Genomic DNA, 21,942 nt, shown 5'->3' on the forward strand with positions numbered 1-21,942 from the left:
GAGGCCCCGCCGCGCAAGCACCGGCCCGCTCAGGCCGCCGCGTCCCGCTGTCCCGGATCGAGCGGCGGGGACGACACCCCGCAGTGCACCTTGCACTCCGGGTGGCAGTCCGCGCCCGCAGGGGTCCGCATCGTCGTCCAGGCGAGGACCGCGCCCACCACCAGGATCCCCGCGCACATCGGCATCGCCCGCCGGAACGTCTCCCCGAACTCCTCCGCCGAGCGGTACGCCTCCGGGCCCATCCCGGCGAGCATCGGCAGCGCGGCCACCGCGAGCAGCCCGGCCGCCCGTGCCGCCGCGTTGTTGATCCCGCTCGCGAGGCCCGCCCTGGACACGTCCACCGAGGCGAGCACGGTCGCGGTCAGCGGCGCGACCAGGGCCGTCATCCCGAGCCCGAGCACCAGCATGGCCGGCAGCACGTCCTGTACGTACGAGGCGTCCTCGCCGACCCGCAGCATCAGGAGCATCCCCGCGGCGCACAGCAGCGGTCCCACCGTGAGCGGGATCCTGGGCCCGATGCGCTCCCCCAGCTCCCCGGACTTCGCCGAGAGCAGCAGCATCAGGACGGTCGTCGGCAGCAGGGCCGTACCGGCGCCGAGCGCCGAGTAGCCGGCCACCACCTGGAGCTGGAGGGCGGCCAGGAAGAAGAAGCCGCCGAAGGCCGCGTACACACAGAGGGTGACCAGGTTGACCGCGACGAACATCCGCGACGCGAAGATCGACGGCGGCACCATCGCCGACTCCCCGCGCCGCCGCTCCACCACCACGAACCAGACCCCGACGAGGACCCCGGCCGCCCCGGCCCACCAGGCCGCGCCGATCAGCGCGTACGTCACGAGGGCGAGGGCCGCCGCACCCAGGGCCGCGCCGAGCACGTCGAAGCGGCCGTGCGCGGTCTCGTCCCGCGATTCCGGCACGTGGCGCAGGGCGACGGGGACGCAGAGGGCGGCGAGCGGCACGTTCAGCAGGAACACCCACCGCCAGCCCGGCCCGTCCACCAGCCAGCCGCCGACGAACGGCCCGATCGCCGCCCCCACCCCGCCGAAGCCGGACCACAGGCCGACCGCCCTGGCCCGGTCCTCCTCGTGGAAACTCGCCTGGATCAGGGCGAGCGAGCCGGGGGTGAGGAGCGCCCCGCCGACCCCCTGGAGGGCGCGGGCCCCGATCAGCACGCCGGCGTTCGGCGCGAGGCCGCACAGCAGCGAGGCCAGCGCGAACCACACCACCCCGATCACGAAGACCCGACGGCGCCCGAACCGGTCGCCCAGCGCCCCGCCGAGCAGGATCAGCCCGGCGAGGGTCAGCATGTAGGCGTTGACCGTCCACTGGAGCACGGCCATGTCGGCGCCCAGGTCCTCCCCGATGTGGGGCAGGGCGACATTGACGACGGTGGAGTCGAGCAGCGCCATCCCGGAACCGAGGACGGTGGTGAACAGGATCCACCGACCGGTCCCCGAGGCCATCCGCACGTCCCGCACGCCCATGCCAGCATGGTCCCGCGAAGCGCGCCGCCCCGCCCTCCGGAACGGTGGCCTCAGGTCGTGCGCAGTCGTCCCGCCGCCCGCACCAGGGCCTCCATGCCCCGCTCGGCCTTCTTCCGCGGACAGCCCACGTTCAGCCGGACGAAGCCGGGCGTGCCGTACACCCCGCCCGGCATGATCGCGACCTTCTCGACCGTGACCAGCTCCTCCTGGAGCCTGGCCTCCTCGATGCCGAGCGGGCGCAGGTCGATCCAGGCGAGGTAGCCCGCCTGCGGGGGTGCCCAGACGAGCTCGGGAAGGCCGTCCGCGAGGTGCTCCCGGACCATGCTCATCGTGCCCGCCACGTAGGCGCGCAGCTCGTCCAGCCAGGCCGCGCCGTGCCGGTACGCGGCGATGTGGGCGGTCAGCGAGAGCACCGCCGGCGAGGCCAGCCCCTCGCCGGTCTCCATGCGCCGGACGAAGGTCTCTCGCTCGTCGGGGTCGCCGATGATCCCGTACGAGCCGGAGAGCGCGGGGAAGTTGAAGGCCTTGGTGGCCGAGGTGATCAGCGCCCAGCGGCGGCCCCGGCCCCGCTCGGCGATCCGGGTCCACGGGACGTGGCGGTGGCCCTCGGTGGTCAGGTCCGCGTGGATCTCGTCGCTGACGACGGCCACGCCGTGGCGCTCGGCGAGCGCGGCGAAGGAGGTCAGTTCCTCTTCCGTCCACACCCGGCCGGTCGGGTTGTGCGGGGAGCAGAGCAGCAGCATCGTGCTGTCCGGCCGGGCCAGCTCCCGTTCGAGCGCCTCGGTGTCGCCGACGGGGACGCCGCGCAGCTCGCGCCCGAGCCCGGTGACGGCCTTGCGGAAGCCGTCGTACGTGGGGGTGTGGACGACCACGCCGTCGCCGGGTCCGGTCCACATCCGCAGCAGCTGGGAGAGCTGGTTGAGCACGGAGGGCGCGTACACGAGGGAGTCCGGGTCGATGTCGGCGTCGAACCGGCCCGCGTACCAGTGCCGGATCGCCTCCCGGAACTCGCCGAGCCGCCAGTCCGTGTAGCCGAAGACCCCGTGGTCGACGCGGTCGCGGAGGGCCGCGAGGACCTCCGGCGGGGAGGCGAAGTCCATGTCGGAGATGGTGAAGGGGAGGAGGTCGGGCACGCCGAAGCGGTCCGCGATCCCGTCCCACTGGACCGACCAGGTCCCGCGCCGGTCGATCTCCCGGTCGAAGTCGTACGTCGTCACCGTCATCCTCCTCCAGACGTGCCGAGGGCCCGGTACCCCCACGCCAGGGTGGAGGTACCGGGCCGCTCGTACAACGCTTGCCTCAGCGCTTACTTCAGCTTGGTGCCGGTCGAGCGCAGCGCCGCGCACGCCTCGGTCACCCGGACGGCCATGCCGGCCTCGGCCAGCTTGCCCCAGGTGCGCGGGTCGTAGGTCGACTTGATGCCGACCTCGCCGTCGACCTTCAGGACACCGTCGTAGTTCTTGAACATGTGGTTCGCCACCGGACGCGTGAAGGCGTACTGGGTGTCGGTGTCCAGGTTCATCTTCACGACGCCGTTCTCAAGGGCGGTGGCGATCTCCTCGGCCGTGGAGCCCGAGCCGCCGTGGAAGACGAAGTCGAACGGGGAGGCCTTGCCGTACTTCTCGGCGACACCGGCCTGGAGGTCCTTGAGGAGCTCCGGGCGGAGGACGACGTTGCCCGGCTTGTAGACGCCGTGCACGTTGCCGAAGGAGGCGGCGAGCAGGTAGCGGCCCTTCTCGCCCAGGCCGAGGGCCTCGGCGGTGCGGAGCGCGTCGTCGACGGTCGTGTACAGCTCGTCGTTGATCTCGTGGGTGACGCCGTCCTCCTCGCCACCGGTCGGGGTGATCTCGACCTCAAGGATGATCTTGGCGGCGGCGGCCTTCGCGAGCAGCTCCTGGCCGATGGCCAGGTTGTCGGCGAGGGTCTCGGCGGAGCCGTCCCACATGTGCGACTGGAACAGCGGGTTCTCGCCACGGGCGACGCGCTCGGCGGAGACGTCGAGCAGCGGACGGACGTAGCCGTCCAGCTTGTCCTTCGGGCAGTGGTCGGTGTGCAGCGCGACCGTGATGTCGTACTTCGCGGCGACGATGTGCGCGAACTCGGCCAGGGCAACGGCGCCCGTGACCATGTCCTTGTTGTACTGGCCGCCCAGGAACTCGGCTCCGCCGGTCGAGATCTGGATGATGCCGTCGCTCTCGGCCTCCGCGAAGCCGCGCAGCGCGGCGTGCAGGGTCTGGGACGAAGTCACGTTGATGGCCGGGTAGGCGAACTTGCCTGCCTTCGCCCGGTCGAGCATCTCGTTGTAGACCTCGGGGGTTGCGATGGGCATTCGTCCGCTCCTTGTGATGTGCGGGGTGTGTGCGTTGCTGTCCCTGACCTGGGGGCGACGTCATCGTCGACGCCCATCCTTCCAGACTCTTCTCCGGGCTCCCACGGGCACGGCATGCCAAGGGGCGGGGTGTTTCACGTGAAACACCCCGCCCCTTGGAAAAAATGCAGGTCAGACCCGTTCTCGCTCGGGTCCGGGACCTAAGTCACGACTTCGCGGCGGTTACGCCAGCCCAAGATCGGCCAGCTGGTACCCCGTGAGGTACGCCAGACCCGCCCCGGAGATGGCCTCGGCGGCGCCCCGGTCGACGATCGTGGCCACGGCGACGACCTCGCCACCGGCCTCACGGACGGCCTCGACGGCGGTCAGCGGCGAGCCGCCGGTGGTCGAGGTGTCCTCGACCACGAGGCAGCGACGGCCCTTGACGTCCGTGCCCTCGATACGGCGCTGCATGCCGTGCGCCTTCTGCGCCTTCCGTACGACGAAGGCGTCGAGGCGCTGTCCGCGCGCGGCGGAGGCGTGCAGCATCGAGGTCGCGACCGGGTCGGCGCCCAGGGTCAGACCGCCGACGCAGTCGAAGTCCAGGTCGGCGGTGAGGTCGAGCATGACCTGACCCACCATCGGCGCGGCCTCGCCGTCCAGCGTGACCCGGCGCAGGTCGATGTAGTAGTCGGCTTCCAGACCCGAGGAGAGGGTCACCTTGCCGTGCACCACGGCCTTGTCCTTGATCTGCTGGAGCAGCTCAGCGCGTACGTCAGTCATGGTCAGCAGCTTAAGGGGCGCCGTGGAGACACCGCTCAGAGGCGGCGCCAGCTCCAGGTGCTCTCGACCTCCAGCGGGTCGATCGGGGTGACCAGGCGCGGATGGGTGTTGAGGCCGTTCGGCGGGCCGGACTGCGGCTCGACACAGACGGCTTCCTCGGGTTCGTCGTAGATCACGACCCATGCGGCGCGGCTGGTGACCTTCAGCTCCAGCTCCTCCGGCCAGGTGAGGGTGACGTCGACGCCTTCGGGCATGCCGAAGCAGTCGTCCCAGGGGCCGGGGAGGGGGTCGATCCGGCGCCCGGTGGGCAGGTGGTTCTCCCCGCGCTCCTCCTGCCACGCGGCGGTGAAGTCGAGCCGTACGTCCTGACCGCCCCGGCCGAGGTTGCGCAGGAACCAGGGGTGCCAGCCGGCCTGGGCCGGGAAGGAGTCGTCGTAGGTCTCAACGCCGAAGCGGAGGGTGAGGGCGTCCTCGGCCAGCTCGAAGACCTGGGTGACCCTGCCCTTGTACGGCCACGGGTCGCCCAGCTCGCAGGTGAAGACGGCCTCGGTCGCGGAGGTCCGGGCGGTCTTCCAGGCGAGGTCACGGACGGTGCCGTGGATGGCGTGCGGGGGCGCGTTGACCGGCAGCTGCAGGGTGGTCGCCCCGTTGCGGAAGCGGCCGTTCTCGGTCCGCCCGCACCAGGGCACCATCGGGAAGCTTCCGAACCGCTCGCCCTGGCGCAGCACCTCGGTGCCGCCGATGCGCAGGCTCTCGATCCGGCAGCCGTTCTCGGGGCTGATGGTCAACTCGGCGTCGCCCGCCGTCAGTCGCGTCTGCATGCTCACGCCCTGACCCTAATCGCGCGAGACCCCGAACGAGGCCGACCGTTTCCGGGCAGGTTTCAGCGGCGTCGGCGCAGCGCCCGGCTGACGACCACGGCGGAGGCGAGCGCGAGGGCCGCGGCCGGTGCGATCCAGCGCAGGGTGGCCCCGGCGCTGGACGACTCGGGGGCGGGAACGGGGGCGTACCGGCCGCGCGGTGGGGCGTGGTCGACCTCCTCGGCACTCCGCCCGATCATGGTCCGGCGGGCGTGCGCCGCCTCGGCGGCGGGCTGCGGGGCGGGGAAATCGATGGGGGTGTCGGCGAAGCCCTCGTCCAGGAGCGGGTCGAGGGGCGGCGGCGGGATCTGCGCGTCGAAGACGGGCCGGCGCGGCTCCTCGACACCGTCGTCGACCCCGTCGTCGTCGGTGTCGGGCTCGGCGGCGGCCGACTCCGGCTCCTCCACCGGCTCCGGCTTCTCCACCGGCTCCGGCTCGTCCGCCATCGCCGCCAGCGCCTCCACGAACTTGTCGAGCAGCCGGGCGCCCGCCGTGGACCGGGCCTCGTCCGTCGTCTCGGCGAGCCGGCCGGCCGCCGTCAGGCCGCCGGTGAAGCTCAGGCTGGTGCCCTCGGCCACCGGAGTGAGGACGACGGTGAGCGACAGCTCCGCCGTGCCCTTGCCTCTGGCCTCGGTGCCCTGGCCCTCGTAGGTGATGGCACCGTCCCGCTCGACGACCTTCAGGGCGCCCCGGTAGGTGATGGTGTTGCCGCCGACCCGCACCTTGAGCCGGCCCGTGAGCGGGCCCGCCTCCGCGTCGGCGTCCCGCTGGAGGCCGGGGACGCAGCGCACCACCCGGGCCGGGTCCGTGAGCGTCGCGCGCAGAACCTCGGCCGGGACCGGGACGAACACCTCATGCTCCATGGAAGCCGAGCCTACTCAGGCAGCGGCGCGGCGTCGCCTGTTCCGCACGGGAGCCGCTCCCCTCGGCCGCCGTCCTCAGCCGCCGTACCGCGGGTGCACCAGGGTCGAGGGGGGCAGTTCGGGGCCCCGGCCGCGCTCGGCGCGGCGCGCCGCGGCCTCCAGGGTGCCTTCGCCGAGCGAGCGCAGCCGGGGTGCGTCGGGGGCGAGGCCGAGGGCGGGCGGGCGGCTGCCCGGGACCGCCAGGAGGAAGCCCCAGTCGTCGGGCCCCTGTCCCGTACCGCTGGCGCGGTCGGCGCGGTCGGGTCCGGCGGGGAAGCCGGGGGTGCGGCCGCTCGCGCTGTAGGGGCGGGTCGCGAAGCCGGCCGCGTGCAGGGTGGCGTCCACGGTCCAGTAGGTGCGGGGCCTGTCGGTGACGGACCCGGCGTGCACGGCGAACCGTCCGGAGAGGGTGAGGACCTGGGCCACCAGACCGTAGAACTCCTCCGAGTACAGCTTGGTGCTGGGGGTGATTCCGGGGTCGGGCAGATCGGAGATCACCACGTCGTACCGTTCCTGCACACGATCGGTGGCGCCCCGGAGCCAGTGGAAGGCGTCCGCGTAGACCACCCGGACGCGGCGGTCGCGGAACGCCTGCGCGTTGAGCGTGGCGAGGGCCGGGTCCGTACGGGCGAGGCGGACGACGCCCGGGTCGAGTTCGACGATGGTGACGGAGCGGACTCCGGGGTAGCGCAGGGCCTCGCGGGCGGCCATGCCGTCCCCGCCGCCGACGATCAGGACGCGGGCGTGCGCGCCGTTCATCGCCGGGTGGACGAGCGCCTCGTGGTAGCGGTACTCGTCCTGGCCGGCCACCCGGAGGCGCCCGTCGAGGAACAGGTCGGGCGGGCCCTCGCGGCCTCCGGTCACGACCACTTCCTGGAGTTCGGTGTGTACGGCGACCCGCACCCGCTCCCCGTACACCGCCCGGCGCGCGGCCTGTTCGAAGTCGTCGACGAGCACGGTCGCCGTGGCGAGGACGGCGAGGACCAACACGTTCACGGCCACGAGCAGGGCCCGCGAGCGGGTCGTCAGGTCCCGGCGGAACACCCACAGGACGAGGCCGCCGCCCGCCACCACGTTGACCGCGCCGGTGACGAGGGCGCCGGTGAGCTGGCCGAGCCAGGGCAGCAGGAGGAACGGGAAGGCGAGGCCGCCGACCAGCGCCCCGACGTAGTCGGCGGCGAAGAGGTCGGCGACCGTCCCGGCGGCGTCGTCCTGCTCCCCGAGCGAGGCCTTCCGCCCGGGACGACCGGTACGGCCGGAACGCCCGGAGCGGTCGGCCCGCCCCGGGGCCTCCGGCTGTCCCCCGGCCCGCTGTATCAGCGACATCAGGAGGGGGATCTCCGCGCCGATGAGCACCCCGATGGCGAGCGAGAACGCCACGAGCACGTACCGCGATTCGCCGAGCCAGGCGAAGGCCGCGTAGAGCACCATCGCCGAGCAGCCGCCGACGAGCGCGAGCCCGGCCTCGACCAGGCCGAAGCCGACGGCGGCGCGACAGCGCAGCCGCTTGGCGAGGAGCGAGCCCACGCCCATGGCGAAGACCATCACGGAGAGCACGACGGAGGCCTGGGTGACCGAGTCGCCGATCAAATAGGAGGCGAGCGCGACCAGTTCGAGTTCGTAGACCAGACCGCAGGCGGCGCAGACGAAGACCACCGCGAGGACCGGGAACCGCACCGTCTCGCGCGGCGGCTCGGGCCGCCGCGCGGGCGCCCGCCGCACCCTCTTGGGTGGCATGGTCACGGTCGGCTCGATCATGACCGTAACGCTACGTCACGACTCGGGCGCCCCTTGTCACCCACACGAGTGCATCTGAGGCTCCGGGAGGGCGTATTAGAGCGTTGCAGGCATACGTGCGCCGATCCGGGTCCTGGTCACCACCAACTGCCCTTCCTGCGGGTAGGCGTGCCAGGTGCGCCAGCGCACCTGCCCCTCGTGGCGCTGCGCCAGCATCGCCGTGAAGGCGTGCGGCGAGCCGGGGAAGGTCCCCGCGAGTCCGTTGGGGTGGTCGGCGACGAGTGCGAGCAACTCCTGTGCCCGGCCCGCGAAGGAGCCGTGCGAGAGCGTCTCGACGCGGGCGGCGAATTCGTACTCCCATTCGCCGACGCGCTTGGAGACGCCGAGCGGGAGCGGGGTGCTGCTGCCCGGCATACAGGCGACGGTCTCCGAACAGCTGCGGCCCTCCTCTTCCAGGAGGACCTGGTGGGAGGCGCCGAGCAGCCTCAACTGGAGTATGGCGCCGGAGAGTTCGAGGTCGAGCACGGCGAGGGCGGGCAGCGGCTCGCGCCCGAGGGCCCAGGCCAGATCGGCCGCGCGGGTGTCGGTATAGGAGGTTTTCAGGGTGGTGAGCATGGGTCGGCTCCGCAAACACGGTTTGACGGGTGGGCCGGGGGCGCCCCGGAGAAGGGTTCAACGGGAGTGGGGAATCGCCGGCTCGGGTCCACACACGGTCCGAGGGCTGTCTCTGTCAGGAGCGAGAGAACCACGGACGCCGGACGACTCGCAGCGTTTTTACCCAACTTGCTGTGTTTTCCAACCCCTTCGGGGACCCAACAGTTCAATTGTTCAATCAGAATCGATCGACAAGTCGGCGCCGATTGCCCACGTCACGTGCCAAGGGGACGTGGGCACTTCCCGAATCGGCGTCCGCTCAGCTGCCGCCGCCGCAACCGCCCCCGCCCCCGCCACCGCAGCTGGAGGATCCGCCGCAGGAGCTGGAGCTCCCGCCACAGCTGCTCCCGCCACCGCCGCCGTCCGCCCAGGTGATGCCGCCCCCGCTGCCGGCCGAGGTCGAACGCCCGCCGCGCCGCCGCGACCGCCGCGTGCCACCGCCGAGCCTGCCCTTGACGGCGGAGAACACCGCCACGACGACCAGGAGCCCCATGAGGCCGAAGAAGATTTCCATCAGTACTACCCCCGTTCTCTTGTGCGAGGGAGATGCCCTTGGTGGCACCCCGTCAAAGCCGACTTGAGCAAGTCCAGAGCTTGGCTCCGGAGGTTCCTCGGTTCCGGAGCCTCAGCTGCACGAGGAGGAGCTGGAGCAACTCGACGAGGAGCAGGACGAGCTCGAACACGAGGAGCTGGAACAGGAGAAGGAATCCGAGGACGACGAGGAGAACGAGGACGACGAGCAGGAGGAGACGGACGAGGAGGTCGATCCCGTCGAGCCCGCCCACCAGCTGTCACCACCGCCCGAGCGGCGCGGGGAGCCCCTCAGCCCCGACACGAGGATGGCCACCCCGATCGCGATCACGCCCACGATCCCGAAGAGGAAGAATGTGATGCTCATGCCAGGGCGATCCCCGTTCCGGCCACTCGTCAAAGCGCACTTGAGGAACTCCAGAGCTTCGCCCCAGGATGGCCGTCATGACACGACCGCTGCTCAACCGCCGCCTCGCCGAGTTCGGAACGACGATCTTCGCCGAGATGTCCGCGCTCGCCGCCAGGACCGGGTCGATCAACCTGGGCCAGGGCTTCCCCGACACCGACGGCCCCGAGGAGATCCGGGAAGCCGCGGTCCGCGCGCTGCGGGACGGCCGGGGCAACCAGTACCCGCCCGGCCCCGGCGTCCCCGAGCTGCGGTCGGCGATCGCCGACCACCAGCGGGAGCGGTACGGCCTCACGTACGACCCGGACGCGGAGGTGCTCGTCACCGCGGGCGCCACCGAGGCGATCGCGGCGGCGCTGCTCGCGCTGGTCGAACCGGGCGACGAGGTGATCGCCCTGGAGCCGTACTACGACTCGTACGCCGCCTGTGTCGCGATGGCCGGCGGGACCAGGGTCCCCGTCACCCTGCGCCCCCACGAGGGCTCCTACCTCCTCGACCTGGACGAGCTGCGGGCCGCCGTCACCGACCGGACCCGGCTGATCCTCCTCAACACCCCGCACAACCCGACCGGCACCGTCCTCACCCGGGCCGAGCTGACCGCCGTCGCCGAGCTGGCGATCGAGCGGGACCTGCTCGTCGTCACCGACGAGGTGTACGAGCACCTGGTCTTCGACGACGCCGAGCACCTGCCGATCGCGAGCCTGCCCGGGATGCGGGAGCGCACGGTCACCATCGGCTCGGCCGGCAAGACGTTCTCGTTCACCGGCTGGAAGGTCGGCTGGATCACCGCGAGCCCCGAGCTGACCTCCGCGGTCCGCTCGGCCAAGCAGTTCCTCACGTACGTGTCGTCCGGCCCGTTCCAGTACGCGATCGCCGAGGCGCTCCGCCTGCCCGCCACGTACTTCGACACCCTCCGCGCGGAGCTCGCGGCCAAGCGGGACCTGCTGAGCGACGGCCTCGCGGAGGCGGGCTTCGAGGTCTACCGCCCGGCGGGCACCTACTTCGTCACCACCGACATCCGCTCCCTCGGCGCCGAGGACGGCTTCGCCTTCTGCCGCTCGCTGCCGGAGCGCGCCGGTGTCGTCGCCATCCCCAACGCCGTCTTCTACGACGACCGCGAGGCCGGCGCCCCCTTCGTCCGCTTCGCCTTCTGCAAGAAGACCGAGGTCCTGGAGGAGGCCGTCTCCCGCCTCAAGCGCCTGGCCTGAACCTTCCCCCGCGCACACGGCGAGAGCCCGGCTTCCCACAGGGGAAACCGGGCTCTGCACCGAGTCGGGTACCGGGTCGGGACCGGGTCGGGTGCGGGGAGGCTCAGGCCTCCTCGTCGCCCTCGGCCTTCTCCTCGGGGGACTCCAGGCCGAACTGCTCCACGACCCACTTGTCGAACTCGATGGAGGCGCGGACCCAGCTGACCGTGGAGGACACGAAGTGCTCCAGGGCGACGCCGGTGCCGATCAGCATCTGGGCCTCACCGATGAGGCGGAGGGTGGCGGAGCCGTCCTCCTCCTCGTGCAGGTGCGTGTAGACCTTGGGCCACAGGGTGCGGCGGTTCCAGTCGTCGATCGCGTCGAGAACCTTGGCGCGGTCGTCGGCGGAGTGCGGGCGGTCGTAGAACGTCCGCACCGAGAAGACCTGCTGCTCGCCTTCGCCGCGGAACATGAAGTACGTGCGGAATTCCTCCCACGGCGCCGCGAGGTCACCCTCGTCGTCGACGACGTACTTCAGCTCCATCTGCTCGAGAAGCTGCTTGACGAGGTCCTGGTCGGGGACGACGGGGCCCGCCGGTCCTGCGGCCTGAGGCTGGGGCTGGCCCCCGAAATTCGGAATCGAGGACGGGTCGATGCTCACCGTGTATTTCCCTTCGTACGGATGCTCGCCATCCTCCCCCATGCCGGGCGGTACGTGGCAACCCCCACCTCCCGCGATCCGCTGCGGGCTGACAAGATCTGGTCCTCATGGGGGAGAAAACGGGGAAGAAGACCGGACCGGTGAAGCCACGCACATGGACCTGGGTGTGGGTCTCGGCGGCGGTGACCGTGTTCTGCGGCGGGCCGGTGGCCGTACTGGCCTGGGGCGCGATGGCCTGGAGCGAGATCGGTGAGTCGAAACCGGTCGACTGCGCCGAGGTGATGACGTTCGCGCGGGGAAGCCTCCCGGTGAGCGCCGAGGACGCCCGCTGCACGGCGGCCCACTGGCAGGACACCCAGGCCACAGCCGAGTTCCGGATGCCACGCTCCGAGCTCGGGGGGTGGCTGGAAGCGACCTACCCGACGGGCGAGCCCTCGTTCTCCTGCGAGGAGGACCGGTGCGTGGACGTGTCGTTCGACGAAGCGCTGTACGTGCACCTGCGGGTCACGTACGAGGACGGCGACACCGCCCTCGTACGTGTCCGGGCCTTCGACAACTGAGCTACCGCGCCGGGCCCACGATCAGACCGTCCTCGAAGCGGTCCACGCGGACCGTGTCGCCGTCCTGGACCTCTCCCGCGAGGATCTCCTTGGCGAGCCGGTCGCCGATCGCCGTCTGGATGAGGCGGCGCAGCGGCCGGGCGCCGTACGCCGGGTCGTTGCCCTCCTCGGCGAGCCACTCCAGGGCCTCCGGGGTGACGTCCAGGGTGAGCCGGCGCTCGGCGAGCCGCTTGGCGAGCCGGTCGATCTGGAGCCGGGCGATCCGGCCCAGCTCGGCCCGGTCGAGGGCGGAGAAGACCACGAGGTCGTCGAGCCGGTTCAGGAACTCCGGCTTGAAGCTCGCCCTGACGACGTCCAGGACCTGCTGCTTCTTCACGTCCTCCGAGGTCAGCGGGTCGACGAGGTACTGGCTGCCCAGGTTCGAGGTGAGGATCAGGATGGTGTTGCGGAAGTCCACCGTCCGCCCCTGCCCGTCGGTCAGCCGTCCGTCGTCCAGGACCTGGAGCAGGACGTCGAAGACCTCCGGATGCGCCTTCTCCACCTCGTCGAGCAGGACCACGCTGTACGGACGGCGGCGGACCGCCTCCGTGAGCTGGCCGCCCTCCTCGTAGCCGACGTAGCCGGGAGGCGCGCCGACCAGCCGGGCGACGCTGTGCTTCTCGCCGTACTCCGACATGTCGATGCGGATCATGGCCCGCTCGTCGTCGAAGAGGAAGTCCGCGAGCGCCTTCGCCAGCTCCGTCTTGCCGACGCCGGTGGGGCCGAGGAAGAGGAAGGAACCGGTGGGGCGGTCGGGGTCGGCGATGCCCGCGCGGGTGCGGCGCACGGCGTCGGAGACGGCCTGGACGGCCTCGGACTGGCCGATCAGCCGCCGGCCGAGCTCCTCCTCCATGCGGAGCAGCTTCTGCGTCTCGCCCTCCAGGAGGCGGCCGGCGGGGATGCCGGTCCAGGCGCCGACGACGTCCGCGATGTCGTCGGGGCCGACCTCCTCCTTGACCATGGTGTCCTTGCTGGACTCCTGCTGGGCCTCGGCCTCGCTCGCCTCCTCCAGCTCCCGCTCCAGGGCCGGGATCTCGCCGTAGAGCAGCTTGGAGGCGGTGTCGAAGTCGCCGTCGCGCTGGGCGCGCTCGGCGCGGCCGCGGGTCTCGTCGAGGCGCTCCTTCAGCTCGCCGACCCGGTTGAGTGACTGCTTCTCCTTCTCCCAGCGGGCGGTGAGGCCGCGCAGCTCCTCCTCGCGGTCGGCGAGGTCGCGCCGCAGCTTCTCCAGGCGCTGCTTGCTGGCCGCGTCCGTCTCGTTCTTCAGGGCCAGCTCCTCCATGCGGAGCCGGTCCACGGAGCGCTGGAGCTCGTCGATCTCGACGGGCGAGGAGTCGATCTCCATGCGGAGCCGGGAGGCGGCCTCGTCGACGAGGTCGATGGCCTTGTCGGGGAGGAAGCGGGAGGTGATGTACCGGTCGGAGAGGGTCGCGGCGGCCACCAGCGCGGAGTCGTTGATCTGCACCTTGTGGTGGGCCTCGTACCGGCCCTTGAGGCCGCGGAGGATCGCGATGGTGTCCTCGACGGTGGGTTCGGCGACCAGGACCTGCTGGAAGCGGCGCTCCAGGGCGGGGTCCTTCTCGATCCGCTCGCGGTACTCGTCGAGGGTGGTCGCGCCGACCATCCGCAGCTCGCCGCGGGCCAGCATGGGCTTGAGCATGTTGCCCGCGTCCATGGAGGAGTCGCCGCCGGCGCCCGCGCCGACGACCGTGTGCAGCTCGTCGATGAAGGTGATGATCTGGCCGTCGCTGGCCTTGATCTCGGAGAGGACGGTCTTGAGCCGCTCCTCGAACTCGCCGCGGTACTTGGCTCCGGCGACCATCGCGCCGAGGTCGAGCGAGACCAGCCTCTTGTTCTTCAGCGACTCGGGTACGTCGCCCTTCACGATCCGCTGGGCGAGGCCCTCGACGACGGCGGTCTTGCCGACGCCGGGCTCACCGATGAGGACCGGGTTGTTCTTGGTGCGGCGGGACAGCACCTGCACGACGCGGCGGATCTCGTGGTCGCGGCCGATGACCGGGTCCAGCTTGCCCTCGCGCGCGGCGGCCGTGAAGTCCGTACCGAACTTCTCCAGCGCCTTGTACTGCCCCTCCGGGTCGGGTGTGGTCACCCGGCGTCCTCCCCTGCTCTTCTCGAAGGCGTCGAGCAGCTTCGGTGCGCTCGCGCCCTGCCGGTCGAGGATCTCACCGGCCTGGCCGCCCTTGGCCGCGATCGCGATGAGGAGGTGCTCGGTGGACAGGTAGTCGTCGCCGAGCTCCTTGGCCTGCCGGTCGGCGTCGGCGATGACCGCGAGGAACTCGCGGCTGGGCTGCGGGGGCGCGACCGTGGACCCGGTGACGCTCGGCAGAGCGGCGAGCAGCCGCTCCGCACCGGCCCGGACGACCGCTTGGTCGGCCTCGACGGCGGCGAGCAGGTCGGTGATGTTCTCGTTGTCCTGACCGGTGAGCAGTGCGAGCAGAAGGTGGGCGGGGGTCAGGTCGGCGTGCCCTTCGGACACGGCGCGGCTGCTGGCCGCGTTGATCGCGTCCCGGCTCCGGTTGGTCAGTTCGGCGTCCACGTGCGGTGTTCCTCCTGGGGTTTCGCGGGTCCTCTCCCTTTATGACTCCTCCAGGGTACACAAAGTTGAGTCGGTTCCGCTCAAGGTTTCGGAGGGAGCTCTGCCCCGGGTAGTTTCCGTGCATGGCGACCGACCCGAGGAACCCCTCCGACTCGTACCTCAGCTTCTGGCGCGAGTACCACATGTGCACCCTGACCACCCCGCGCCCGGACGGCACTCCGCACGTCGTGGCGGTGGGCGTCACCTACGACCCCGAGGGCGGATACGCCCGGGTCATCACCAACAAGCACAGCCGGAAGGTCGCCAACGTGCTGGCGGCGGGCGCGGACGGCGCGCGGGTCGCGGTCTGCCAGGTCGACAAGGGGCGCTGGGCCACCCTGGAGGGCGTCGCACGCATCCGTACGGAGGCGGAGGTCGTCGCGGACGCGGTGGCGCGCTACGCGGAGCGCTACGGGCGCACGCCGGCCGAGAACCCGGACCGGGTCGTCATCGAGATCACCCTCACCCGGGCGATGGGCCGCGCCTGAGGAACGTACCCCTCCCGTACGGGAAGGCCCGGATGATCCCCGCTACGGGAAAATCCGGGCAGCACAACGGCGCCATCGCGTTTCAGGTCCGCGATGGCGCCGCTGTGTGGGGGAAGTGCTTGAGCGATCTACAACGACGGGGGAATCGCTCAGGCACTGCGGGGGGTGGCGGTGATGGTCTCGGGCTCGATCAGCTGGTGGTCCCGCTGGTCGAGATTGACGAAGATCATGCCGTACCGGATGGCACAGCGGATGGGCTGTGGGGCGCCGCGGGGACGGCGGAGGCAGCGGTAGGCGCGGACGTCCTCGTCCTGCTCCCGTGCCACCACGATCGGCTCTCCGAAGAGGGTGATCTTCAACGCGTCGCCACGGTGGGGGATTGCCGTGGCGAGGTCGACGAAGTGCCACCCGGACCGGTAGGCCGAAGCCATCTCCCGGCGGAACCTGGGGTCGTCCGGCGGCACGGTCACGCGCCCGCGCCCTTGGGAGCGATCTCCCAGGAAGGCTCGGAAGGAGCGGCGACCACGACGTCCCTGGGAGCGATCTCCCACGAAGGCTCATCGGGTGCCGCCACCACGTCGTGCGCCGGAGCGATCTCCCACGAGGGCTCGCCCGGCCCCGCCACGGAATGCGCCGGGGTGCTCTCCCACGAGGGCTCGCCGACGGCGAGTGCGCCGAGAGCAGCCGCCGCAACGGCTATGGCGCTAAGTGCACGAACCATCCTGGTCATGGCCGATCTCCACCTCTTTTGATCACTACCTCCCCCCCGCGAATAAGACGATGGCTCACGCACGACCCTTTCCACCAGCCAAGCCGGGCATCATGTTCCTGTAATTCATGACCCTGAGGGGGGTGCAAATGAGGCGAGAATGCGACGAGTCCGGTCATAAGCACAGTCACGGTGAACTATGCGACGCGGGCAAGGAGCTCTATGCAAGCGCTCTCCGCATCGGCCGAATAGCCCGCGCCGACGCCGAAGCCGCCCCCTGCCTGAGGGAACTGTCCCTCCTGCACCCGGACCCGGACGACAGCCAGTGGCTGCGTCCCGTGCCGCCCTCGATCGCCCTCAACCAGCTCGTGCACCCCATCGAGCAGGAGATACAGGCCCGCCGGCAGCACGCGATAGCCCTCGCGGACGCTTTCGAGCCGTTCATGGCCATCCACACGCAGGACCCTTCCGGCGCCCAGGCGATCACGGTCCTCGAAGGCCTCAGCGTCATCAATGCCGCGCTGGACCGCGCCATCAACGAGTGCACCGAGGAACTCCTCACCATCCAGCCCGGCAGCGGCCGCCGCCCCGAGACCCTCGAAGCCGCCCTGCGCCGCATGGAACCGCTGCTCGACCGTGGTGTCCGGATGCGGACGCTCTACCAGCACACGGCACGGCACCATCCCGCCACGCTCGCCTACGTCGAACGCGTCGCCCCCTACGGGCTGGACCTGCGCACCCTCGAAGAGATCGTCGACCGGCTGATCATCGTCGACCGCAAGGTCGCCTTCGTACCCGCGCGCAGCGACCGCCAGGTCGCCCTCGAACTCCGCCACGAGGGCCTCGTCCAGTACCTCGTCGGCGTCTTCGACCAGTTCTGGCTGCACGGAGTGCCCTGGGAGGACGAGATCCCCTACAGCCCCTCCGTGGACGGCATAGGCGGCGTCCAGCGCTCCATCGCCAAGCTCCTCGTCGAGGGCCATGTCGACGAGGCCATCGCCCGCCGCCTCGGCATGAACGTGCGCACCTGCCGCGCCCACATCGCCAAACTCGCCGCCGCCCTCGGCAGCGGCAGCCGGGCCCAGCTCGGCTATCTGATCGCGCAGTCGGGCATCCTCGAAGGAGACAACTGACCACCGAGACACCTGACCAGCGTCGAACGGGACAACCGACCACCGTGTACGTACAGATCGACCTCGACGGGCCCGCCGGGACCCTCCGGGTCTCCGGGTACGAGCTGCCCACCGTGGAGCTCGTACGGGCCCCCGGGACCCGCCCCGACACCCACACGCCGATCGGCACCCGCAAGCCCGCGCTGCTGGCGCTGACGGTGGCCGGGGAACCCGCCGTCATCGAGCCGGCCCGCGCGCGGCTGCTGCGCCGCTCCTACCGCGTGGACGTCCGCGTCGACGGCATCCGCTACCGGCTCGTCCCCTCCTCGCACGTGGACAGCCGGCTCACCCGGAACGGGAAGGCGCTCGGCACCCTGGAGTCCCCGGGGGACGGCACGGTCGACGCCGACTGGCACCCCGCCGCCGAACCCACCCCGCTCGACCGCGCCGTCGGCACCGCCCTCGCCGCCGCGTTCGGCACGGGTGCCGCGCCCTGGTGGGAGACCATCGGCGACATCGTGGCCGAACTCATCCCGTAGACCACCCCGTACACGCGTGAAGCCCCCTCCGCTTCCACGGAGGGGGCTTCACGCGTGCGAGAACTACTCGCCGGTGCGCTTCGGGCGCCAGACCACCAGCGCGCTCGCCTGCTGCACGTCCTGGTACGGCACCAGATCGCGCCGGTAGGAGGCGTGCACCTGGGCCTCGCGCTGCCGCATCGCCGCCGCCGCGCCGTCGACGGCCGCCGACAGCTCCGCGATCCGGCTCTGCAACGCCGCGACCTGGTTCTCCAGTTCGATGATCCGCTTGATTCCGGCCAGGTTGATGCCCTCGTCCTGCGACAGCTGCTGCACCTGACGGAGCAGCTCGATGTCACGGGCCGAGTAGCGCCGGCCACGACCGGCCGTACGGTCCGGGGAGACCAGACCGAGACGGTCGTACTGACGGAGGGTCTGCGGGTGCAGACCGGAGAGCTGGGCCGCCACCGAGATGACGTACACCGGCGACTCGTCGGTCAGTTCGTACGGATTGCGTCGGCGCCCGTCCACCGGGTCACGCTCCCTTCGCGGCCTGGAACAGCTCCGCCCGCGGATCCTCGGAGGCGGTCGCCTCGCGATAGGTCTCCAGGGCGTCACGTGCCTTGTCGTCCAGCTCCTTCGGCACCGCGACCTCGACCGTCACGAGAAGGTCGCCGCGTGTGCCGTCCTTGCGGACCGCGCCCTTGCCCCGGGCGCGCATGGTCCGGCCGTTCGGAGTGCCCGCGGGCAGCTTGAGGGTGACCGCGGGGCCGCCGAGGGTCGGCACCTTGATCTCGCCGCCGAGCGCCGCCTCCGTGAAGGAGACCGGCACGGTGACGGTGAGGTTGTCGTCCTTGCGGCCGAAGACCGGGTGGGTGTCGACGTGCACCACGACGTACAGATCGCCGTTCTGCCCGCCGCGCTCCCCCGGTGCTCCCTTGCCCCGAAGACGGATCTTCTGGTTGTCGCTCACACCCGCCGGGATGCGGACCTGCATGGTGCGGGAGGACTTGGCCCGGCCGCTGCCCTTGCAGACCTCGCAGGGGTTCTCGGCGATGAGACCGCGGCCCTTGCAGTCCACACAGGGATCGGTGAGCGAGAAGCCGCCACCGCTGCCGCGCGAGACCTGTCCGGTGCCGACGCAGGTCGGGCACACCCGGGGGGTGCCGTTCTTGTCGCCGGTGCCCGAACACGCCGTGCACGGCTGCTGGCTGGACATCCGCAGCGGTACGGTCGCGCCCTCGATGGCCTCGGTGAAGCTGAGCGTCACCTCGGACTCGATGTCCTGGCCGCGCCGCGGCTGGGTGCGGGCGCCCGCACCGGCGCCGCGGTTGAACAGGCCGCCGAAGACGTCCCCGATGCCGCCACCACCGCCACCGCCGCCGAAGCCGCCGCCGGGGCCGCCCTGGGAGCCTCCGAAGAGGTCGCCCAGGTCGAAGTTGAACGAGCCGCCGCCGGGGCCGCCGGGCGACCGGAAGCCTCCGTTCCCGAAGAGGGCGCGGGCCTCGTCGTACTCCTTGCGCTTCTTGGGGTCGCCGAGGATGTCGTTGGCCTCGGAGATCTCCTTGAAGCGCTCCTCGGCCTTGGCGTCGTTCTTGTTGGCGTCCGGGTGGTTCTCGCGGGCGAGCTTCCGGTACGCCTTCTTGATCTCGGCCTCGGTGGCGTCCTTGGGGACGCCGAGAACCTTGTAGTAGTCCTTCTCGACGAAGTCCTTCGTGCTCATCGACGTCCCTCCTTCCGGACTGCTCCGGGGTCTGCTGTCACCCCGGAGCGCGTCACCGCTCCGGGGTCAGTCGCGCTACCCCTCTTCGGGGGCACCGCTCTCCTCGTCAGTGGACGACTTCGCGTCGTCCTTGGCCGGGGCCGCGCCCGGCTGGGGCTCGGCGACGGCCACACGGGCGGGCCGGATGGTCCGCTCGCCGATCCGGTACCCCGGCTGCAGGATCGCCACGCACGTCGTCTCGGTGACGTCCGGCGCGTACGAGTGCATCAGGGCCTCGTGGATCGTCGGGTCGAAGGGCTCGCCCTCCTTGCCGAACTGCTGCAGACCCATCTTGGCGACGATGGTCTCCGTCGATTCGGCGACCGACTTGAACCCGCCCAGGAGCTCGCCGTGGTCCCGGGCCCGGCCGATGTCGTCGAGCACGGGCAGGAGCTCGGTCAGGAGGCTCGCGACGGCGATCTCCTTGACCGTGACCCGGTCCCGCTCCACGCGGCGGCGGTAGTTCTGGTACTCGGCCTGGAGCCGCTGGAGGTCCGCCGTGCGCTCTTCGAGCGCCTTGCGTGCCTGGTCCAGCTGCGCCAGCAGGGCTACGTCCGTAGCGTCCCCGGCCGGGGCCGCCCCCTCCGCCTTGTCGGCGGAGGCAGCGGCCTCGGTCTCCTCGGGCGTGCCGTCGGCGGGGACGTCGGGCTTCTCCTCGAAGCCCGGGGTCTCCTCCGACATCAGACAGCGCCACCCTTCGGCTTGTCCTCGTCGACGATCTCGGCGTCGACGACGTCGTCGTCGGCCTGCGGCTGCTGGCCGGCGTCGCCGCCCGCGGCCTGCGCGCCCTGGGCGTCGGCGTACAGCGCCTGGCCGAGCTTCTGGGAGACGGCCGCGACCTTCTCGGTGGCGGTGCGGATCTCCGCGGTGTCCTCGCCCTTGAGCTTGTCCTTCAGCTCGACGATCGCGGCCTCGACCTCGGCCTTGACGTCACCGGGGACCTTGTCCTCGTTGTCCTTGAGGAACTTCTCCGTCTGGTAGACGAGCTGCTCGCCCTGGTTGCGGGACTCGGCGGCCTCGCGGCGACGGTGGTCCTCGTCCGCGTACTGCTCGGCCTCCTGGCGCATCCGGTCGACCTCGTCCTTCGGCAGCGAGGAGCCACCGGTGACGGTCATCTTCTGCTCCTTGCCCGTGCCGAGGTCCTTCGCGGTCACGTGCATGATGCCGTTGGCGTCGATGTCGAAGGCGACCTCGATCTGCGGGACACCACGCGGGGCCGGCGGCAGACCGGTCAGCTCGAACATGCCGAGCTTCTTGTTGTACGCCGCGATCTCGCGCTCGCCCTGGTAGACCTGGATCTGCACGGACGGCTGGTTGTCCTCGGCCGTCGTGAAGATCTCGGACCGCTTGGTCGGGATCGTGGTGTTGCGCTCGATGAGCTTGGTCATGATGCCGCCCTTGGTCTCGATACCAAGCGACAGCGGGGTCACGTCGAGGAGCAGGACGTCCTTGACCTCACCCTTGAGGACACCGGCCTGGAGCGCGGCGCCGATGGCGACGACCTCGTCCGGGTTGACGCCCTTGTTGGCGTCCTGACCGCCGGTCAGCTCCTTGACGAGCTCGGCGACGGCCGGCATACGGGTCGAACCACCGACGAGAACGACGTGGTCGATCTCGGAGAGGTTGATGCCCGCGTCCTTGATGACGTTGTGGAACGGCACCTTGCAGCGGTCGAGCAGGTCCGAGGTCAGCTGCTGGAACTGAGCGCGCGTGAGCTTCTCGTCCAGGTGCAGCGGGCCCTCGGCGGAGGCCGTGATGTACGGCAGGTTGATGGAGGTCTCGGTCGAGGACGAGAGCTCGATCTTCGCCTTCTCCGCGGCCTCGCGGAGACGCTGGAGAGCCATCTTGTCCTTGGCCAGGTCCACGCCGTGACCGTTCTGGAACTGCGTCACCAGGTAGTCGACGACGCGCTGGTCCCAGTCGTCACCACCGAGGTGGTTGTCACCGTTGGTGGCCTTCACCTCGACGACGCCGTCGCCGATCTCCAGGAGGGACACGTCGAAGGTGCCGCCACCGAGGTCGAAGACGAGGATCGTCTGGTCGTCCTTGTCGAGGCCGTACGCCAGGGCGGCGGCGGTCGGCTCGTTGACGATGCGCAGGACGTTGAGGCCCGCGATCTCACCGGCCTCCTTGGTCGCCTGACGCTCGGAGTCGTTGAAGTACGCCGGGACGGTGATGACCGCGTCGACGACCTTCTCGCCCAGGTAGGCCTCGGCGTCGCGCTTCAGCTTCTGCAGGATGAAGGCGCTCATCTGCTGCGGGTTGAAGTTCTTGCCGTCGATCTCGATCTTCCAGTCGGTGCCCATGTGGCGCTTGACCGACCGGATGGTCCTGTCGACGTTGGTGACGGCCTGACGCTTGGCCACCTCGCCGACGAGCACCTCGCCGTTCTTCGCGAAGGCGACGACGGACGGCGTGGTCCTGGCGCCCTCGGCGTTGGTGATGACGGTGGGCTCGCCGCCTTCGAGAACGCTGACGACGGAGTTAGTCGTGCCCAGGTCGATGCCGACCGCACGTGCCATTTCGATTCCTCCAGCTGACGTACTTGAGTGGAACAGACTCAAGGATGCATGAAGCCCCGCGATGAGTCAACAGACCTGAGCGGAGGGGGCTCAACTCTTCGCCCTTTATCTCGCTCATACGGGGCG

Annotated in this window: 23 protein-coding genes; 5 read left to right on the plus strand and 18 right to left on the minus strand. The window is 70.8% G+C overall.

Features of this window, described 5'->3' with window-relative positions; all coding sequences use genetic code 11:
- Positions 1-29: 29 nt before the first annotated feature.
- The 10 genes from OG514_RS11570 to OG514_RS11615 form a co-directional block, all read right to left on the minus strand.
- Positions 30-1,484: an MFS transporter gene (locus OG514_RS11570; protein ID WP_266893594.1), complete on the minus strand. Its 1,455-nt coding sequence runs from the start codon at positions 1,482-1,484 to the stop codon at positions 30-32.
- A 50-nt stretch (positions 1,485-1,534) separates the two neighbouring features.
- Positions 1,535-2,701 (minus strand): MalY/PatB family protein, encoded by a 1,167-nt coding sequence (locus tag OG514_RS11575; RefSeq protein WP_266893596.1) that lies wholly within the window; start codon positions 2,699-2,701, stop codon positions 1,535-1,537.
- 89 nt (positions 2,702-2,790) lie between these two features.
- Positions 2,791-3,813 carry a class II fructose-bisphosphate aldolase gene (fbaA, locus tag OG514_RS11580; protein WP_266893598.1) on the minus strand — a complete coding sequence of 341 codons (1,023 nt, stop codon included), beginning with the start codon at positions 3,811-3,813 and terminating at the stop codon, positions 2,791-2,793.
- 222 nt (positions 3,814-4,035) lie between these two features.
- Positions 4,036-4,575, minus strand: a complete 540-nt coding sequence (gene pyrE / locus OG514_RS11585) for an orotate phosphoribosyltransferase (RefSeq protein ID WP_266893600.1) — start codon at positions 4,573-4,575, stop codon at positions 4,036-4,038.
- A gap of 35 nt (positions 4,576-4,610) precedes the next feature.
- Positions 4,611-5,396 carry an aldose 1-epimerase gene (locus OG514_RS11590; protein WP_266900823.1) on the minus strand — a complete coding sequence of 262 codons (786 nt, stop codon included), beginning with the start codon at positions 5,394-5,396 and terminating at the stop codon, positions 4,611-4,613.
- 62 nt (positions 5,397-5,458) lie between these two features.
- On the minus strand, positions 5,459-6,298 hold the full coding sequence (locus tag OG514_RS11595; protein WP_266893602.1) for an SRPBCC family protein: 840 nt from the start codon (positions 6,296-6,298) through the stop codon (positions 5,459-5,461).
- A 75-nt stretch (positions 6,299-6,373) separates the two neighbouring features.
- Positions 6,374-8,095: a spermidine synthase gene (locus OG514_RS11600; RefSeq protein ID WP_266893604.1), complete on the minus strand. Its 1,722-nt coding sequence runs from the start codon at positions 8,093-8,095 to the stop codon at positions 6,374-6,376.
- Between the two features lie 75 nt (positions 8,096-8,170).
- On the minus strand, positions 8,171-8,689 hold the full coding sequence (locus tag OG514_RS11605) for a DUF2617 family protein (protein ID WP_266893606.1): 519 nt from the start codon (positions 8,687-8,689) through the stop codon (positions 8,171-8,173).
- 298 nt (positions 8,690-8,987) lie between these two features.
- Positions 8,988-9,242, minus strand: a complete 255-nt coding sequence (locus OG514_RS11610) for a hypothetical protein (RefSeq protein WP_266893608.1) — start codon at positions 9,240-9,242, stop codon at positions 8,988-8,990.
- A gap of 52 nt (positions 9,243-9,294) precedes the next feature.
- Positions 9,295-9,513, minus strand: a complete 219-nt coding sequence (locus tag OG514_RS11615) for a hypothetical protein (RefSeq protein ID WP_266893610.1) — start codon at positions 9,511-9,513, stop codon at positions 9,295-9,297.
- Positions 9,514-9,703: 190 nt separating this feature from the next.
- Between OG514_RS11615 and OG514_RS11620 the strand changes: the two genes are divergently transcribed.
- Positions 9,704-10,873 (plus strand): pyridoxal phosphate-dependent aminotransferase, encoded by a 1,170-nt coding sequence (locus OG514_RS11620; RefSeq protein ID WP_266893612.1) that lies wholly within the window; start codon positions 9,704-9,706, stop codon positions 10,871-10,873.
- A gap of 103 nt (positions 10,874-10,976) precedes the next feature.
- On the opposite strand, the gene OG514_RS11625 is transcribed toward OG514_RS11620, so the two are convergent.
- Positions 10,977-11,513, minus strand: coding sequence for a YbjN domain-containing protein (locus tag OG514_RS11625; RefSeq protein ID WP_266893614.1), 537 nt, complete (start codon positions 11,511-11,513; stop codon positions 10,977-10,979).
- Positions 11,514-11,653: 140 nt separating this feature from the next.
- Between OG514_RS11625 and OG514_RS11630 the strand changes: the two genes are divergently transcribed.
- Positions 11,654-12,073, plus strand: a complete 420-nt coding sequence (locus OG514_RS11630) for a hypothetical protein (RefSeq protein WP_266893616.1) — start codon at positions 11,654-11,656, stop codon at positions 12,071-12,073.
- 1 nt (position 12,074) lies between these two features.
- On the opposite strand, the gene clpB is transcribed toward OG514_RS11630, so the two are convergent.
- Entirely contained in the window at positions 12,075-14,666 is a 2,592-nt protein-coding gene (gene clpB, locus OG514_RS11635; RefSeq protein WP_266893618.1) for an ATP-dependent chaperone ClpB, read from the minus strand.
- Positions 14,667-14,788: 122 nt separating this feature from the next.
- Here clpB and OG514_RS11640 point away from each other — a divergent pair, with 122 nt between their 5' ends.
- A complete protein-coding gene (locus OG514_RS11640) occupies positions 14,789-15,193 on the plus strand; it encodes a pyridoxamine 5'-phosphate oxidase family protein (RefSeq protein ID WP_266893620.1) in 405 nt (134 codons plus the stop codon).
- Positions 15,194-15,342: 149 nt separating this feature from the next.
- Here the strand turns inward: OG514_RS11640 and OG514_RS11645 are convergent, their stop codons facing one another.
- Together OG514_RS11645 and OG514_RS11650 are read right to left on the minus strand one after the other, a co-directional pair.
- A complete protein-coding gene (locus tag OG514_RS11645; RefSeq protein WP_030323603.1) occupies positions 15,343-15,663 on the minus strand; it encodes a hypothetical protein in 321 nt (106 codons plus the stop codon).
- Positions 15,660-15,923, minus strand: a complete 264-nt coding sequence (locus OG514_RS11650; protein ID WP_266893624.1) for a hypothetical protein — start codon at positions 15,921-15,923, stop codon at positions 15,660-15,662. The genes OG514_RS11645 and OG514_RS11650 overlap by 4 nt, the downstream gene beginning before the upstream one ends.
- 107 nt (positions 15,924-16,030) lie before the next feature.
- On the opposite strand from OG514_RS11650, the gene OG514_RS11655 reads away from it, so the two are divergent.
- Both OG514_RS11655 and OG514_RS11660 read left to right on the plus strand, forming a co-directional pair.
- The gene (locus tag OG514_RS11655) at positions 16,031-17,035 is read left to right on the plus strand and encodes a helix-turn-helix transcriptional regulator (RefSeq protein ID WP_266893626.1); all 1,005 of its coding nucleotides are present in this window, start codon (positions 16,031-16,033) and stop codon (positions 17,033-17,035) included.
- Between the two features lie 44 nt (positions 17,036-17,079).
- Positions 17,080-17,553, plus strand: a complete 474-nt coding sequence (locus OG514_RS11660) for a hypothetical protein (RefSeq protein WP_266893628.1) — start codon at positions 17,080-17,082, stop codon at positions 17,551-17,553.
- 63 nt (positions 17,554-17,616) lie between these two features.
- On the opposite strand, the gene OG514_RS11665 is transcribed toward OG514_RS11660, so the two are convergent.
- The 4 genes from OG514_RS11665 to dnaK all read right to left on the minus strand — a co-directional run bounded on the left by OG514_RS11665 (position 17,617) and on the right by dnaK (position 21,816).
- Positions 17,617-18,063 carry a helix-turn-helix domain-containing protein gene (locus OG514_RS11665; RefSeq protein WP_266893630.1) on the minus strand — a complete coding sequence of 149 codons (447 nt, stop codon included), beginning with the start codon at positions 18,061-18,063 and terminating at the stop codon, positions 17,617-17,619.
- 4 nt (positions 18,064-18,067) lie between these two features.
- Positions 18,068-19,255 (minus strand): molecular chaperone DnaJ, encoded by a 1,188-nt coding sequence (dnaJ, locus tag OG514_RS11670; protein ID WP_266893632.1) that lies wholly within the window; start codon positions 19,253-19,255, stop codon positions 18,068-18,070.
- A gap of 75 nt (positions 19,256-19,330) precedes the next feature.
- Complete coding sequence (gene grpE, locus OG514_RS11675; RefSeq protein WP_266893634.1) at positions 19,331-19,975, minus strand: nucleotide exchange factor GrpE; 645 nt, start codon at positions 19,973-19,975, stop codon at positions 19,331-19,333.
- Complete coding sequence (dnaK, locus tag OG514_RS11680) at positions 19,975-21,816, minus strand: molecular chaperone DnaK (RefSeq protein WP_266893635.1); 1,842 nt, start codon at positions 21,814-21,816, stop codon at positions 19,975-19,977. The genes grpE and dnaK overlap by 1 nt, the downstream gene beginning before the upstream one ends.
- Positions 21,817-21,942 lie beyond the last annotated feature (126 nt).

Source organism: Streptomyces sp. NBC_00572, from assembly GCF_026341815.1.
In the GTDB taxonomy this organism is placed as follows: domain Bacteria; phylum Actinomycetota; class Actinomycetes; order Streptomycetales; family Streptomycetaceae; genus Streptomyces.

Coding starts and splice junctions, on each gene's coding strand:
- OG514_RS11570 (WP_266893594.1), bottom strand. CDS start 1,484: ATGGGCGTGCGGGACGTGCGGATGGCCTCGGGGACCGGTCGGTGGATC.
- fbaA (WP_266893598.1), bottom strand. CDS start 3,813: ATGCCCATCGCAACCCCCGAGGTCTACAACGAGATGCTCGACCGGGCG.
- pyrE (WP_266893600.1), bottom strand. CDS start 4,575: ATGACTGACGTACGCGCTGAGCTGCTCCAGCAGATCAAGGACAAGGCC.
- OG514_RS11590 (WP_266900823.1), bottom strand. CDS start 5,396: ATGCAGACGCGACTGACGGCGGGCGACGCCGAGTTGACCATCAGCCCC.
- OG514_RS11595 (WP_266893602.1), bottom strand. CDS start 6,298: ATGGAGCATGAGGTGTTCGTCCCGGTCCCGGCCGAGGTTCTGCGCGCG.
- OG514_RS11600 (WP_266893604.1), bottom strand. CDS start 8,095: ATGATCGAGCCGACCGTGACCATGCCACCCAAGAGGGTGCGGCGGGCG.
- OG514_RS11605 (WP_266893606.1), bottom strand. CDS start 8,689: ATGCTCACCACCCTGAAAACCTCCTATACCGACACCCGCGCGGCCGAT.
- OG514_RS11610 (WP_266893608.1), bottom strand. CDS start 9,242: ATGGAAATCTTCTTCGGCCTCATGGGGCTCCTGGTCGTCGTGGCGGTG.
- OG514_RS11620 (WP_266893612.1), top strand. CDS start 9,704: ATGACACGACCGCTGCTCAACCGCCGCCTCGCCGAGTTCGGAACGACG.
- OG514_RS11640 (WP_266893620.1), top strand. CDS start 14,789: ATGGCGACCGACCCGAGGAACCCCTCCGACTCGTACCTCAGCTTCTGG.
- OG514_RS11650 (WP_266893624.1), bottom strand. CDS start 15,923: ATGACCAGGATGGTTCGTGCACTTAGCGCCATAGCCGTTGCGGCGGCT.
- OG514_RS11655 (WP_266893626.1), top strand. CDS start 16,031: ATGACCCTGAGGGGGGTGCAAATGAGGCGAGAATGCGACGAGTCCGGT.
- dnaJ (WP_266893632.1), bottom strand. CDS start 19,255: ATGAGCACGAAGGACTTCGTCGAGAAGGACTACTACAAGGTTCTCGGC.
- grpE (WP_266893634.1), bottom strand. CDS start 19,975: ATGTCGGAGGAGACCCCGGGCTTCGAGGAGAAGCCCGACGTCCCCGCC.
- dnaK (WP_266893635.1), bottom strand. CDS start 21,816: ATGGCACGTGCGGTCGGCATCGACCTGGGCACGACTAACTCCGTCGTC.